Consider the following 13,525-nt stretch of genomic DNA (forward strand, 5'->3'; position numbering starts at 1 on the left):
TCGGGGTGCGACGACGAGTGCCCTGCACGCGGTGCGTGCGGGCGTGTGCCTGATCACACGTGTCCGTCAGCCCGGACGCAGGTGGATCTTGAGGCTCCGGTGCGGACTTTACGTCAACTTGGCACGGATGTCTCTCCCGGAAGGGTGACAAGGATCCGGCAACCCCGCTCGGATTCGGCCACTCCGATCCGGCCTCCGTGCAGATCGACCGCCCAGCGGGCGATCGCGAGCCCGAGACCCGTACCGCCGTCCCCGCCCTGCCCGTTGGACGCGCCCGCGCCGCCGCGGTTGAAGCGTTCGAAGACGCGGTGCCACTCCGAGGGCGGGATGCCCGGACCCTCGTCCAGCACCTCCAGCTCCAGCGACTCCGGCAGCGCGCCGCGCCGCGCCTTCACGGTCACCCGGCCGTGCGGCGGGCTGTGCTTGACGGCGTTGTCGATGAGATTCGCCACAACCTGGTGGATGCGCTCGGGGTCCGCGTGCGCGGTCAGCTCCGGCGGGGTGACGTCGAGGTGCAGATGGACGTCCGTACGGGTGTGGCTGCCGGAGCCCGAGGCGATGCCCGCGCGCGCGGGCACGGCCATGTTGGCCTCCTTCAGCACGCCCGAGAGGTACGGCCACACCTCGAACCGCCGCTTGCGCAGCGGTACGACGCCGTTGTCCAGCCGGGACAGGTCCAGCAGCGTCTCCACCAGCCGCCCGAGCCGCTCGGTCTGCTTCAGCGCCGTGCGCATGGTCTCCGGGTCTGCGGTCGTGACGCCGTCGACGATGTTCTCCAGCACCGCGCGCAGACCCGCGATGGGAGTGCGCAGCTCGTGCGAGACGTTCGCGACCAGCTCCTTGCGCTGCCGGTCCTGGGCCTCCAGGTCGTCCGCCATGCGGTTGATCGTCTGGGCGAGGTCGCCCAGCTCGTCCCGGCGGCTCTCACGCACCCGGCGGGTGTAGTCGCCGTGCGATATCGAGCGGGCGACGGTGTTCATGTCGTCCAGCGGCGCGGTGAGCGAATGTGCCACGAACTGCGTGATGAGCAGTGTGGCGATCATCGAGAAGACCGTGATGAAGCGCAGCTCCGTCGCCGTGCGCATGGCGATCATCATCAGCCCGGTGGTGATGAGGACCGCGATGACGACCAGTGCGCCCAGCTTGGTCTTGATCGAGAACGGGCGCAGACCGCCCCAGGGTTCGGGCTCCCCGGGGCCTCTCCGTGCGGCCGGCCCGTCACTCATGGCGTCGGGGTCTCCAGCGCGTAGCCCACGCCGTGCACCGTGCGGATCCGCTCGGCGCCGATCTTCCGGCGCAGCGCCTTGATGTGGCTGTCCACGGTCCGGGTGCCGGAGGCGTCCGCCCAGTCCCACACCTCCGCCAGCAGCTGCTCCCGGGAGAGCACCGCGCGGGGCGTGTTGGCGAGGCACACCAGCAGGTCGAACTCGGTCGGCGTGAGGTGGACGTCCTCGCTGCGGACCCGTACCCGCCGCTGCGCGTGGTCGATCTCCAGCTCGCCGAGCCGCAGGATGCCGTTTCTCGGTGTCGCGGCGGCCAGCGCGGCCCGCTCGACGCGCCGCAGCAGGACGTGCACCCGTGCGGCCAGCTCCCGCATGGAGAACGGCTTGGTCATGTAGTCGTCGGCGCCGACGCCGAGTCCGACCAGCATGTCGGTCTCGTCGTCGCGCGCTGTGAGCATCAGCACCGGCACCGGGCGGGCGGCCTGCACACGACGGCAGACCTCCAGTCCGTCGAAGCCGGGCAGCATGATGTCGAGGATCAGCAGATCGGGCTGCCAGGCCTCGGCGGTGTCGACGGCGGCCGGGCCGTCACCCGCGGTCTGCACGAGGAAACCCTCGGCGCGCAGGCGGGCCGCGATGGCGTCCACGATGGTCGGGTCGTCCTCGACCACCAGGACCCGGCGTTGTGCGCCCGGGGTCGCCGTCGTGCCGTTGTGGGATGTGTGGGTCTGCTCCATCGCCCGCCCCTGAGTTGCTTTCCGGAATGCGTGGGGTCATTCCTTCTGACTGGCTATGCCTGGCTGTGCCTGCGCATGCTTGCGATTGACGCTTGAATGATCTGCGTCAGGGAAGCAGCGTACGGGGAGTGACCGTCCCTCGGCTATCCAGGTCGGACGCCGAGATGCACGACGTCGGGAACGCCCCGGGCAACCGGGATCTCTTCGGTACGCACCTGTTGGAACCCGGCATTCCACAGTGTTCCTTCAAATTCCGGAGAGGGCTGTGCCGACCACACCGCGAGCACCCCGCCGGGTTTCAACACCCTTGCGCAGCTTGCGAGTCCGGCCCGCGCGTACAGGCCGTCGTTGCCCTCCGTGACAGTCCAGTCGGGTCCGTTGTCGATGTCCAGGCACAGGGCGTCGTACGTGGCGGATGTCTCACGCAGGAATGTCAGCAGATCCGCTTCCACGATCTCGGTACGGGGATCCGCCAGGGCCCGCGCGGAGATGCCCGCGAGCGGACCGTCACAGTGCCAGTCGATGACGGCCGGTTCCCGTTCCACGACGGTGATCGCGCCCCAGCGCGGATCCGCCGCGGCGTGGGCGAGGGAGAAACCGACGCCGAGGCCGCCGATCAGCACGGCCGGGTTCCCGCGGGCGTCCAGGGCCCGCAGCGCGGCGTCGACGAGCAGCCGTTCCGAGCGGCCGTCCGAGGTGTCCATGAGGAAGCAGCCGTTGGCGATGATCTGCAGCAACTCGCCGTGCCGGCGCAGCACGACCTCGCCGTACGGGCCCTCGCGACGGTCCAGGACCACAGGAGTGTCGTAGGAGGTGGTCATGGACCCATCCTGCACGAACCGGTGCCGACGGCCGGGCGCATTACGGGTGGCTGCCGCACACCACGGTGCCTACGCTCGAAGCACGGACGGCCCGGGAAGAGCCCTGGCGGACCTGTGGAAGAGCGTGGTGGTTGCCGCCATGACCGCGAAGTACCCGTTCGTGGGACGCGAGGACGTGCTGGGGGAACTCCGTGCCGCCCTGGACCGGGCGGCGGCGGGCCGGGGCGGACTGGTCACGCTGACGGGACCGGCCGGGGCGGGCAAGACGCGTACGGCGGAGGAGGCCACCGCGCGCGCCGACGGGTTCCGCACGCTGTGGACCTGGTGCCCGCCGCAGACCGCCGGTCGGGCGTTCCGCCCCTGGTCACGGCTGGTGCGGGAGCTGGTCGCGGACGACGCGGCCTGCGGGCGGCTGGTCACCGCGTCGCCGCCGCTGTGGGCGCTGGTCGCCGGGTCCGGGCCCGGCGCCCTGCGCGGCGCGGACCCCGAGGCGGCCCGGCTGCGCCTCACCGGCGACCTGACCGACCTCCTCGCCACGGCCGCCCGCTCCCGACCCCTGCTCCTCGTCCTGGACGACCTCCACGCCGCCGACGCGTCCTCGCTCCGCCTCCTCCTGGAAACGTCCGACGCCACCCGCACCCTGCCGGTCCTGCTGCTGACCACCACCAGGGAGGAGGGGGTGGCGTGGCGGGACCGGCGACCGGCACGTGCGGGTGGGGCCGGGTGGGAGGAGCGGGGGTGGGTGTGGGGGCAACTGCTGCGGCGGGGACGGGTGTTGAGGGTCGGGCCGTTGGGGGAGCGGGACGTCGCGGAGCTGGTCGAGGCGGTGACGGGGGAGGTCCCGGAGGGGGATGCGCTGCGGTCCTTCGTCCAACGCACCGGTGGTGAGGCCTTCTTCGTCACCGAGTCGCTCAGGACCGGGGGTTGGAGTGTTCCCCCGGCCGTCGACGGTACCTGCGCGTCCTCCGTCACCGTACGGGCCGCCGTACAGGAGCGGTTGGCGGATCTGTCACCGCGGGCGGCACGCGTGCTGGACGTCGCCGCGGTGCTCGGCACGCGGTTCCGGCTGGACGTGCTGGCCGAGACGGCGGAGGTGCCGTTGGCGGAGGTGCGGGCGCTGCTCGGCGAGGCGGCCGAGGCCGGGCTGTCGGCCGGGGCGGCGGTGGACCGGGGTGCCTTCCGGCACGACCTGCTGCGGGACGCGGTGTACGACACCCTCACTCCCGCCGACCGTTCCGTCCTGCACCACACCGCCGCCGACGTCCTGGCCGGCTACGCCCGCCGCGGCCGGGACACGGGACCCGCGGAGGTCGCCCACCACCTGTTCCTCGCCGGCCCCGAACACGCCCCGCGGGCAGCCCGGTTCGCCCGGGAGGCCGCGGCGCGGGCGGAGGCGCTGTACGCGTTCGAGGACGCGGCGCGCTGGTACGAGCGGGCGGTGGAGGCATGGGGTCACGGAGCCCTGGAGACCGACGAGGACGAGGGCGCGTCCCGCGGTGAACTGGCCGAGTTCGCCGAGGTGTTGATCGGGCTCGGGACCGCTCGGTTCGGGGCCGGGGAGCCGGGGGCCGCCCGGGAGGCGTTGCTGCGGGCGGCGCGGGTGGCACGGGAGCTCGGACGGGGGGACCTGCTGGCGCGGGCCGCGCTCGGACTGGGGACGGGGCCCGTGGGGTTCGAGGTGGACCTTTCGGACCGGGAACAGGTCGACCTGCTGGTCGAGGCGCGGGAGGCGGTGGCCGGCGAGCCCGCGCACGCCGGTCTCCGGGCCGCCGTCACCGCCCGTCTGTCGCTCGCCGGCGGGCTGGTCGAGACCGAGGAGCATCGGGTCGCCCTCGCCGAGGAAGCCGTCCGTCTCGCCGAGGAGACGGGTGACCCGGCGGTTCTCGGACCGGCCCTCGCCGCCCTCTGCGACGCCCTCTCCGGTCCCGACCACTGCCGCGACCGGCTCGCCTGGTCCGCGCGGATCGTGACGACCGCCCGCGATCTGCGCGACCCTGTCCTCGAACTCCTCGGCCGGCGGCTGCGGTTGGTGGCCCTGACGGAGACGGGCGCGTTCGCGGCGGCCGACGCGGAGGTGACGGCGTACGAGGCCGTCGTACGACCGCTGCGGCGGCCCCTGTACGCCTGGTACGTGCCGCTGTGGCGCGGCTCGCGCGCCCTGATGGAGGGCCGTTACGACGACTGCGCGGCCGCCCTCGACGAGGTGGAGGCACTCGGCCGCGAGGCCGGCAGCGCCAACGCGGCGCTGCTCGCCGGCACCCAGCGCTGGTGTCTGTACACCGACACGGGCGACCTCGACGGCATGACGCGGCTCCTCGCCGTGATGCCGCCCCTCGACCACCTCCCCGGTCTGTGGCCACGGGTGTCGCTCGCGCTTGTCGCCGCGCAGTTCGGCCGCCTGGAGGAGGCCGCGCGCCGTCTGTCTGCGGTGGCACCCCACCTCGGCACGGCACCCCGCGACAGCGAGTGGCTGCCGATGGTGGCCCAGGCCGCGGAGACGGTCGCCGCGACCGGCTCCCACCCCTCCGCCTCCGCGCTCTACGACCTCCTCGCCCCCTACGCCGGCCTGTACGTGGTCGAGGGCATCGGCGCGGCGGTACGCGGCCCCGTCGACCGCCACCTCGCCCTGCTGGCGGCGGCCATGGGCGACGACCACCGAGCCCAGGCCCACCGGGAGGCCGCACTACGGTCCGCCGAGACGACGGGCGCGGCGACCCTGGCCGACCGGATCCGATGCGAGACGGGGGCGGGGTCGGCGGCGGGGTCCGGTGCGCGGCGGACGGGCTATGGGGAAGTGGGCGGGGCGGGGGCGGCTTCTGCGGGGGCCAGTGCGCGGGGGAGCGGCGGCGAGGGAGCGGGCGGGGCGAGCGGTGCCGCGAGCGCGGTTGACGGGGCAAGGGGCGGTGTGTCCGGGGTCGGCGCGGTGGAGGAGGTGATCGGCGGTACATCCGGTGGCGTGACGGCCGGGGCGACCAGCGGTGCGTCCGCCGGGGGCGCGGTGAACGAGGTCCTGGGCGGCACGTCCGGCGGAGGCGGGGTGGCCGGTGCGGCCAGCGGTGCAGCCGCCAGCGGCGTGTTCGGTGGCGGCATGGTGGACGAGGCGACCAGCGATGCATCGGGCGGCGGGGTGCCCGGTGCGGGCGGCGTTGTGTCCGGCGGCACGGCGGCCGAAGCGGCCGGCGGTGCATCCGTCGGCAGCGTGGTGGAGGACGCGGCCAGCGGTACACCGCGCGGCCCCGCGGTGCGCGACGCGGCCGGCGGTGCATCCGTGGGCGGCGCGGTGGCCGGAGCGTCCCGGACGCCCCCTCGGGATGCACCTCCGCACATCCTTCGGGAGGCAGCACCTCCGCACATCCATCGGGACACCCCTCCGCACACCCATCGCGACGCCCCTCCGCACCCCCCTCTGGCCGCCGCTCCCCCCGCCCCTCCCGTCACCCCCCTCTTCCGTCGCGAAGGTCCCCTCTGGCATCTCCGTTACGCGGGGCGTGACGTGCGGCTGCCCGACAGCAAGGGGCTGCGTGACATCGCCGTCCTGCTCGCCCGTCCCGGCACTCCCGTCCCGGCCGTGGAGCTGGCTTCGCCGGGGGTGTCCGGTGTGCCCGGAGAGCCGGTGGACGGCCTCCACCCCGAGGGCGACACCGGCGAGGTCATCGACGCCACCGCACGGACCGCGTACCGGCGCAGGCTGCACGAGTTGGAGGAGGAGGCGCGGGACGCCGACGCCGCCGGGGACGCCGACCACTCCGCTCGGATCGCCGTCGAGCGGGACGCCCTCGTGGCACAGCTCGCCGCCGCGTACGGCATCGGCGGCCGGGTCCGTCGTACCGGATCCCCCGCCGAACGCGCCCGCACCGCCGTCACCGCGCGCGTCCGGGCCGCCGTACGCCGGATCGCCGAAGTGCATCCCGAGCTCGGGCGGCATCTGGAGACCGCCCTGCGCACCGGCACCCTCTGCGTCTACCGGCCCGAGGACCCGCCGGCCTGGGAGCTGTGAGACACCGCCGCACATCGTGCCGCGCGACCTCACGCCTTCTGTGTGGAAGCGACCACGACGAAGGAAGGCGGACACCATGCCACGCACATCCAAGGCGGAGGCGGAGCTCCAGATGGACGAGCCGGTCATGGAGGGCCGGTACGCCCAGGTCGGGCCCTACACCGTCGGCTACGAGACCGTGAAGCAGGACATGGACCCCGCGCCCCTGTTCCGGGGTCTGCCCGACGACCGCTGCCAGTGCCCGCACTGGGGCCAGGTCCTCACCGGAAAGCTGGTCTTCCGGTACGCCGACCACGACGAGGTCTTCCACGCCGGTGACGCCTACTACGGCGCCCCTGGGCATCTGCCCCTCGTCTTCGCCGGAACCGAGATCGTCGAGTTCAGTCCCACCGCCGAGCTGAACGCCACGATGGCGGTCGTCGCCGGCAACCTCGAGGGAGCGCGGCCATGAGCACGCAGACCGACACCCGCGTCAAGGAACTCGCCGAGCTCTTCGTACGGTTCCTGGAGACCAACACCGCCCCCGACGGGCTGTTCACCGACGACGTCCTCCTCGATCTGACGGTCCCGCAGTGGCGGCTGCAGTCCCGGGGCCGCGACGAACTAGTCGCTCTTCGCCGCCGCAGTCACCCCTTCCTCGGCACGGTGCCCCGCTATCGGGTCGACCCGACTCCCACCGGCCTTGTGCTGGAGTTCGAGGAGAGCTGGGAGGACGGGCAAGGCACCTGGTACTGCCGGGAGTTGATGCGCGCCGAGATCCGTGACGGGGCCATCGGCGAGGCGTCCGTGTACTGCACGGGCGACTGGGATCCGGCGACGCAGGAGGCGCACGCGAGGGAGGTGAGCCTGCTGCGTCCGTGAACGCCGGGGGACCGTACGGTGGCTGTGAGAAGTTCGTCAACACGCTGAGAAGGCGCTGAGAATCGGCCTGGATGTGGCGTCCGTCATGGACAGTTGCCCGTGGGGGCCCGAAAGGTGGGGGAAACGGAAGGAGCACCTCACGTGGAGCACACCGCGGCGGCCGGCCCGACGTCCTCGGCCGCGCCTCTTCCCGAGGTCTCCGACCTGCTGGACGGCCTGCCACGTCAGCGCTGCGCGGCCACCGCACCCGCGGTGCCGGTACCGGTACCGGCACCGCCGTCCCGGCCCCGCGCCCTCCGTGTCCGGCGCATTCTCCCCACCCCCACCGGCACGCCGTTCACCTTCGGTTACGCGGTGCTGCTGGCCGTCACCTCGACGGTCGCCACCTGTGCCTCACCCTCCCTGCGCCACGCCCTCTACCAGGCCTCCAGCACGGACGTGGCGCACCTGCTGCGCACGCCCGTGCAGGTACTGATCGCGAGTGCGCTGTGGGTCGCGGGCGGGTTCACCTCGCCGTACGTGATCTGCTTCCTGCTGGTGCTTACCGCGCTGGAGCGGCGGCTGGGCGGGGCGCGCACGGCGGTCGTCTTCCTGCTGGGCCACATACTGGCCACCCTCGCCACCGAGGGCACCGTGGGCGTCGCCGTGCTGGCCGGACATCTGCCCGACAGCTCGCTGCACCGCCTGGACTACGGCATCAGCTTCGGCGTGGCCACCAGCGTGGGCGCCCTGGCGGGGCTGCTCCCGCCGTGGGTGCGCTGGCCGATGCTCACCGTCTTCGCCGGCATGCTCCTTGAGGACCTGAGCGCGTTCACGGACCCGATGACGGACTGGGGCCATCTGATCTCCCTGACGATAGGGATCACCACCTGGCCCCTGATCCGCCGCTGGCACCGCGAGCGAAGCGGCCGGCTTCAGCCCGCGTGACCAGCACACGAAGCCGTGTTGTCCCCAGTCCTGATCCTGCGCTGTCCCTCAGCCCTGATCCAGTCCTGATCCAGCCCTGATCGCCCACAGCGAACGACGCGCGAACCCGGGAACATCCGTGGCGCGCCGCGCATTGAGTCGGCATAGCTCAACTTGACTGCCGAAAGGGAGATCATGGCTTCGACGTCCACACCGCTCACCCTCCCAGTGCTGCCGCTCGACGACGAGGTCGTGCTGCCCGGAATGGTGGTTCCGCTGGACCTGAACGACGCCGACGTACGCGCAGCGGTGGAGGCCGCCCAGGCCGCCGCCCGCTCCGAGCCGGGCAAGCCCAGGGTGCTCCTGGTCCCGCGCGTCGACGGCACCTACCCCGGCACCGGCGTGCTCGGCACCGTCGAGCAGGTCGGCCGCCTCGCCGACGGCGACCCCGGCGCCCTGATCCGCGGTCGCGGCCGCGTCAAGATCGGCGCCGGCACCACCGGACCGGGCGCGGCGCTGTGGGTCGAGGGCACGCGCATCGACGAGACCGTGCCCGAGCCTCTGCCCGGCCACGTCACCGAACTGGTCAAGGAGTACAAGGCCCTCGCCACCGCCTGGCTGCGCAAGCGCGGCGCCTGGCAGGTCGTGGACCGCGTCCAGGCCATCGACGACGTGTCCCAGCTCGCCGACAACTCCGGTTACTCCCCCTTCCTGACCACCGAACAGAAGATCGAGCTGCTGGAGACCGCCGACCCGGTCGCCCGTCTCAAGCTCGCCACCCAGCACCTGCGCGACCACCTGGCCGAGCAGGACGTCGCCGAGACCATCGCCAAGGACGTCCAGGAGGGCGTCGACAAGCAGCAGCGCGAGTTCCTGCTCCGCCGCCAGCTGGAGGCCGTCCGCAAGGAACTGCGCGAGCTGAACGGCGAGAAGGACGGTGAGGAGTCCGACGACTACCGCGCCCGTGTGGAGGCCGCCGACCTGCCGGAGAAGGTGCGGGAAGCCGCCCTCAAGGAGGTCGACAAGCTGGAGCGGTCCAGCGACCAGTCGCCCGAGGGCTCGTGGATCCGGACATGGCTGGACACCGTCCTCGAACTCCCCTGGAACGAGCGGACCGAGGACGCGTACGACATCCAGGGCGCCAAGGCGGTCCTGGACGCCGAGCACTCCGGCCTGGAGGACGTGAAGGAGCGGATCACCGAGTACCTGGCGGTGCGCAAGCGCCGTAGCGACCGGGGCCTCGGTGTCATCGGCGGGCGCCGCGGCGGTGCCGTCCTCGCGCTCGTCGGCCCGCCCGGTGTCGGCAAGACCTCGCTCGGTGAGTCGGTCGCCCACGCCATGGGCCGCAAGTTCGTCCGCGTCGCCCTCGGCGGTGTGCGCGACGAGGCCGAGATCCGCGGTCACCGCCGTACGTACGTCGGCGCGCTGCCCGGCCGGATCGTCCGGGCGATCAAGGAGGCCGGTTCGATGAACCCGGTCGTCCTGCTCGACGAGATCGACAAGGTGGGCTCCGACTTCCGGGGCGACCCGGCGGCCGCCCTGCTCGAGGTCCTCGACCCGGCGCAGAACCACACCTTCCGCGACCACTACCTGGAGGTCGAACTCGACCTGAGCGACGTCGTGTTCCTCGCGACGGCGAACGTCCTGGAAGCCATCCCGGAGGCGCTGCTGGACCGTATGGAGCTGGTCCGCCTGGACGGCTACACCGAGGACGAGAAGGTCGTCATCGCCCGTGACCACCTGCTCCCGCGCCAGCTGGAGCGGGCCGGCATCGACAAGGGCGAGGTCACCCTCGAGGAGAGCGCGCTGCGCAAGCTCGCCGGCGAGTACACCCGCGAGGCGGGCGTGCGCACCCTGGAGCGCTCGATCGCCCGGCTGCTCCGCAAGGTCGCGGCGCAGCACGAACTGGGCGAGCGGGAGCTGCCGTTCACCATCAGGGACGAGGACCTGCGGGCGCTGATCGGGCGGCCGCACCACGTGCCCGAGTCCGCCCAGGACCCGGCCGAGCGCCGTACCGCGGTGCCCGGTGTGGCCACCGGCCTCGCGGTGACCGGCGCGGGCGGCGACGTGCTGTTCGTCGAGGCGTCTCTCGCGGACCCGGAGACGGGCGGCGCGGGCCTGACCCTCACCGGTCAGCTGGGCGACGTGATGAAGGAGAGCGCGCAGATCGCCCTGTCCTTCCTCCGTTCGCACGGCGCGGAACTGGAGCTGCCGGTCGCGGACCTCAAGGACCGCGGCGTGCACATCCACTTCCCGGCGGGCGCGGTGCCGAAGGACGGTCCGAGCGCCGGTGTCACGATGACGACGGCCCTGGCGTCGCTGCTCTCCGGCCGTCTGGTCCGCACGGACGTGGCGATGACCGGTGAGGTCTCGCTGACCGGCCGGGTCCTGCCCATCGGCGGCGTGAAGCAGAAGCTGCTCGCCGCGCACCGCGCCGGGGTGACGACCGTCATCATCCCCAAGCGCAACGAACCCGACCTGGACGACGTGCCCGCGGAGGTGCTGGACAAGCTGGACGTCCACACCGTCACGGACGTCCGTCAGGTCCTGGAGCTGGCCCTCGCGCCCGCCACGAGCGACGCGGAGTCGGAGGTTCCGGTAGCGGCGTGACGGACGCTGCCGGACAGGCAAGGCCCGGGTCCCGTGAGGGAGGCCCGGGCCTTCGTCGTACGTCACGTCACCCGTTGGCCAGGGCCTGCACCCGGTCCAGCGCCCCGTTGAACTTGTCGTGGTCGCCGACGGTCGGGCCGGAGGAGGTGTACTGCCACATCGTGTAGTACGGCCATCCCGCCGGCAGCGTCCCCGGGTCCGACGCGTAGCGGGCGATCCACAGCGGGTTGCTCGACCCGAACCCGGCGTAGTTGCCGGTGCAGTCGCTCCACCAGCTGGTGGCGGTGTAGATGACGGCGTCCCGGCCGGTGCGGGACCTGTAGGTGTTCAGGAAGTCCGCGATCCAGCTCACCATCGCGCTCTGCGACTTGCCGTAGCACTCGGCGCCGTAGGGGTTCCACTCGATGTCCAGGGCCCCGGGAAGGGTCCTGCCGTCCGCGGACCAGCCGCCCCCGTGGTCGACGAAGTAGTTCGCCTGGGTCGCGCCGCCGGTGGTGTCGGGGGTGGCGAAGTGGTACGCGCCGCGGATCATGCCCACGTTGTACGAGCCGTTGTACTGCTGGGCGAAGTACGGGTTGGTGTAGTACGTGCCTTCCGTGGCCTTGGTGTAGGCCCATCTGACCCCGCTGCTCCACAGGGTCGACCAGGCCACGTTGCCCTGGTGGCCGGAGACGTCCACGCCCTCGGTCTGAGCGACGGCGGTGGCGGCCGGAGCGCCGGCCCGGCCGTCGTGCGCCAGGACGCCCATGCCCATGTGCGCGGTGCCACGGGCCGGCTTCGTGGCCGCGTCGGCCGGGCCGGCGAGGACGAGGGAGAGGGCGGTGAGCAGAAGCCCGGCGAGGAAGAGGCGCCGGGGACGGACCGGTCCGGGTCTGTGCACGGGCATGGCGTGCCTCCGAAGGCTCGGTGATGCTCGGTGGGGGGAGCGCTGGGGTGCCGTGTGAAGGGCCGCCGACGCTGGCGTGCGCATGCCAGTGCGGGCCTGCAACGAAGCTACGCACGTAGAACCGGGGGTGTGAAGAGGGGCCGGAGGCTGCCGTTGGTCTAGCCCTGCGAAATACTGACGGAGCTGCGGTGACGGCGGGTTTTGGCGGAAACTTTCACGAACGGGAAACCGAGGCAGGGGCTGACGTGCACGAAGGCGTAAACGGGGACGAGGTCCGGGGCTCCTCGGGACTGACGTCGAGCGGTGCGGACCCGGAGTACCTGTCCTTGGAGCGGGAGCTGACGATCCTGTTCCGGCGCGCCCGCGCCAACCAGGGCGAGATGGCCCGCGAGGTCCACCCCGACCTGGAGTCGGCGGCGTACGGCCTGCTCATCCGCCTGGACGAGTACGGCCGCCAGCGCGCCACCGAACTCGCGGCGTACATCGGCGTCGGCAAGGCCACCATGTCCCGTCAGCTGCGCGCCCTGGAGGAGCTCGGCCTGGTCGCCCGCGAGCCCGACCCGGCCGACGGCCGCGCCTGGCTGGTCCACCTCACGGAGGAGGGGCACCGGCGGGTGACCAAGGTCCGCGACGCCCGCCGCGCCCGCTACGTCAGCCAGCTCTCCCACTGGGACCGCGGCGAGGTGGCGGAACTGGCGCGGCTGCTGGCGCAGTTGAACCGGGGCATGGAGAAGTAGCCGGGGCGGACCCGGGCGCGGCCGGTGGTCAAGAGTGCGTCATGTGACACCGGCCGCTGAGAGGGCGGGAGCCGCCCCCCGTACCTAGGGAGTGACTCGAACGGCGACTCCCCCCAGGAAGGGCAACCCCGTGATCCCGCACCGCATCGTCCTCGCTTCGGTCGCAGGTCTCGCATCCGCGTTCCTGCTGGCGGCGTGCGACTCCTCCACCGACGCCTCCGCCACGGCCCCGGCCGCCCCGGTCACCTCGGCCGCGCCCGTCACACCGGCCGTCACCGCCACGCCGGCTCCCGCGACCACCGCGCCCGCCGCCGGGAACGCGGTCACGATCACCGTGCGCGGCGCGGACGGTGTGGTCACCGACGGCAACGGGATGACCCTCTACCGCTACGCCAAGGACGAGCCGAACCCGTCCAAGTGGACCTGCTCCGGCGCCTGCGTGAAGACCTGGCTGCCCGTCATCGTGCAGGACTCCGTACGCACCCAGGGCGTCCGGCAGAGCCTGCTGGGCACCGTCCACCGCAACGGCCAGAAGCAACTCACCCTGGCCGGCTGGCCCTTGTACCGCTACGTCGGCGACACCGCGGCCGGCCAGACCAACGGCCAGGGAAAGGACGGCCAGTGGCACACCCTCACCGCGTCCGGTGCGGCCGGCTAGTGCTCTGACCGCATAGGTTCGCCGGGTCGTTCAGGCTGCGGTGGCGAGGGGGCGTCCGCCCCAGCGGATGCCCTTCTCGCTGCGGATGC

Annotated in this window: 11 protein-coding genes; 7 read left to right on the forward strand and 4 right to left on the reverse strand. The window is 72.6% G+C overall.

All coding sequences use genetic code 11. The annotated features are described in order from the left end of the window. Nucleotides 1–113: 113 nt before the first annotated feature. The 3 genes from ACWCQ1_RS41640 to ACWCQ1_RS41650 form a co-directional block, all read right to left on the reverse strand. On the reverse strand, nt 114–1,226 hold the full coding sequence (locus ACWCQ1_RS41640) for a HAMP domain-containing sensor histidine kinase (protein WP_358594026.1): 1,113 nt from the start codon (nt 1,224–1,226) through the stop codon (nt 114–116). Continuing rightward, nucleotides 1,223–1,960 carry a response regulator transcription factor gene (locus ACWCQ1_RS41645; protein WP_451028798.1) on the reverse strand — a complete coding sequence of 246 codons (738 nt, stop codon included), beginning with the start codon at nt 1,958–1,960 and terminating at the stop codon, nt 1,223–1,225. Before ACWCQ1_RS41645 ends, ACWCQ1_RS41640 begins: the two co-directional genes overlap by 4 nt. Nucleotides 1,961–2,103: 143 nt before the next feature. Then, the gene (locus ACWCQ1_RS41650) at nt 2,104–2,781 is read right to left on the reverse strand and encodes a spermine/spermidine synthase domain-containing protein (RefSeq protein ID WP_451028799.1); all 678 of its coding nucleotides are present in this window, start codon (nt 2,779–2,781) and stop codon (nt 2,104–2,106) included. A gap of 139 nt (nt 2,782–2,920) precedes the next feature. On the opposite strand from ACWCQ1_RS41650, the gene ACWCQ1_RS41655 reads away from it, so the two are divergent. The 5 genes from ACWCQ1_RS41655 (at nt 2,921) to lon (ending at nt 11,155) form a co-directional block, all read left to right on the forward strand. Beyond that, on the forward strand, nt 2,921–6,778 hold the full coding sequence (locus tag ACWCQ1_RS41655; RefSeq protein WP_451028800.1) for an ATP-binding protein: 3,858 nt from the start codon (nt 2,921–2,923) through the stop codon (nt 6,776–6,778). Between the two features lie 76 nt (nt 6,779–6,854). Then, nucleotides 6,855–7,229: a cupin domain-containing protein gene (locus ACWCQ1_RS41660; protein WP_358594020.1), complete on the forward strand. Its 375-nt coding sequence runs from the start codon at nt 6,855–6,857 to the stop codon at nt 7,227–7,229. After that, the gene (locus ACWCQ1_RS41665; protein ID WP_451028801.1) at nt 7,226–7,639 is read left to right on the forward strand and encodes a hypothetical protein; all 414 of its coding nucleotides are present in this window, start codon (nt 7,226–7,228) and stop codon (nt 7,637–7,639) included. The genes ACWCQ1_RS41660 and ACWCQ1_RS41665 overlap by 4 nt, the downstream gene beginning before the upstream one ends. 141 nt (nt 7,640–7,780) lie before the next feature. Beyond that, complete coding sequence (locus ACWCQ1_RS41670; RefSeq protein WP_451028802.1) at nt 7,781–8,566, forward strand: rhomboid-like protein; 786 nt, start codon at nt 7,781–7,783, stop codon at nt 8,564–8,566. Between the two features lie 174 nt (nt 8,567–8,740). Continuing rightward, entirely contained in the window at nt 8,741–11,155 is a 2,415-nt protein-coding gene (gene lon / locus ACWCQ1_RS41675) for an endopeptidase La (protein WP_358594016.1), read from the forward strand. Between the two features lie 67 nt (nt 11,156–11,222). Here lon and ACWCQ1_RS41680 read toward each other — a convergent pair whose 3' ends face one another. After that, on the reverse strand, nt 11,223–12,041 hold the full coding sequence (locus tag ACWCQ1_RS41680; RefSeq protein WP_358594014.1) for a lysozyme: 819 nt from the start codon (nt 12,039–12,041) through the stop codon (nt 11,223–11,225). A 245-nt stretch (nt 12,042–12,286) separates the two neighbouring features. Here ACWCQ1_RS41680 and ACWCQ1_RS41685 point away from each other — a divergent pair, with 245 nt between their 5' ends. Together ACWCQ1_RS41685 and ACWCQ1_RS41690 are read left to right on the forward strand one after the other, a co-directional pair. Next, a complete protein-coding gene (locus tag ACWCQ1_RS41685; RefSeq protein ID WP_358594012.1) occupies nt 12,287–12,778 on the forward strand; it encodes a MarR family winged helix-turn-helix transcriptional regulator in 492 nt (163 codons plus the stop codon). Nucleotides 12,779–12,908: 130 nt separating this feature from the next. Then, a complete protein-coding gene (locus tag ACWCQ1_RS41690) occupies nt 12,909–13,436 on the forward strand; it encodes a COG4315 family predicted lipoprotein (RefSeq protein WP_358594010.1) in 528 nt (175 codons plus the stop codon). Nucleotides 13,437–13,525 lie beyond the last annotated feature (89 nt).

The sequence above is a fragment of the Streptomyces sp. NPDC002144 genome, assembly GCF_053593695.1.

Coding starts and splice junctions, on each gene's coding strand:
- ACWCQ1_RS41640 (WP_358594026.1), bottom strand. CDS start 1,226: ATGAGTGACGGGCCGGCCGCACGGAGAGGCCCCGGGGAGCCCGAACCC.
- ACWCQ1_RS41645 (WP_451028798.1), bottom strand. CDS start 1,960: ATGGAGCAGACCCACACATCCCACAACGGCACGACGGCGACCCCGGGC.
- ACWCQ1_RS41650 (WP_451028799.1), bottom strand. CDS start 2,781: ATGACCACCTCCTACGACACTCCTGTGGTCCTGGACCGTCGCGAGGGC.
- ACWCQ1_RS41655 (WP_451028800.1), top strand. CDS start 2,921: ATGACCGCGAAGTACCCGTTCGTGGGACGCGAGGACGTGCTGGGGGAA.
- ACWCQ1_RS41660 (WP_358594020.1), top strand. CDS start 6,855: ATGCCACGCACATCCAAGGCGGAGGCGGAGCTCCAGATGGACGAGCCG.
- ACWCQ1_RS41665 (WP_451028801.1), top strand. CDS start 7,226: ATGAGCACGCAGACCGACACCCGCGTCAAGGAACTCGCCGAGCTCTTC.
- lon (WP_358594016.1), top strand. CDS start 8,741: ATGGCTTCGACGTCCACACCGCTCACCCTCCCAGTGCTGCCGCTCGAC.
- ACWCQ1_RS41680 (WP_358594014.1), bottom strand. CDS start 12,041: ATGCCCGTGCACAGACCCGGACCGGTCCGTCCCCGGCGCCTCTTCCTC.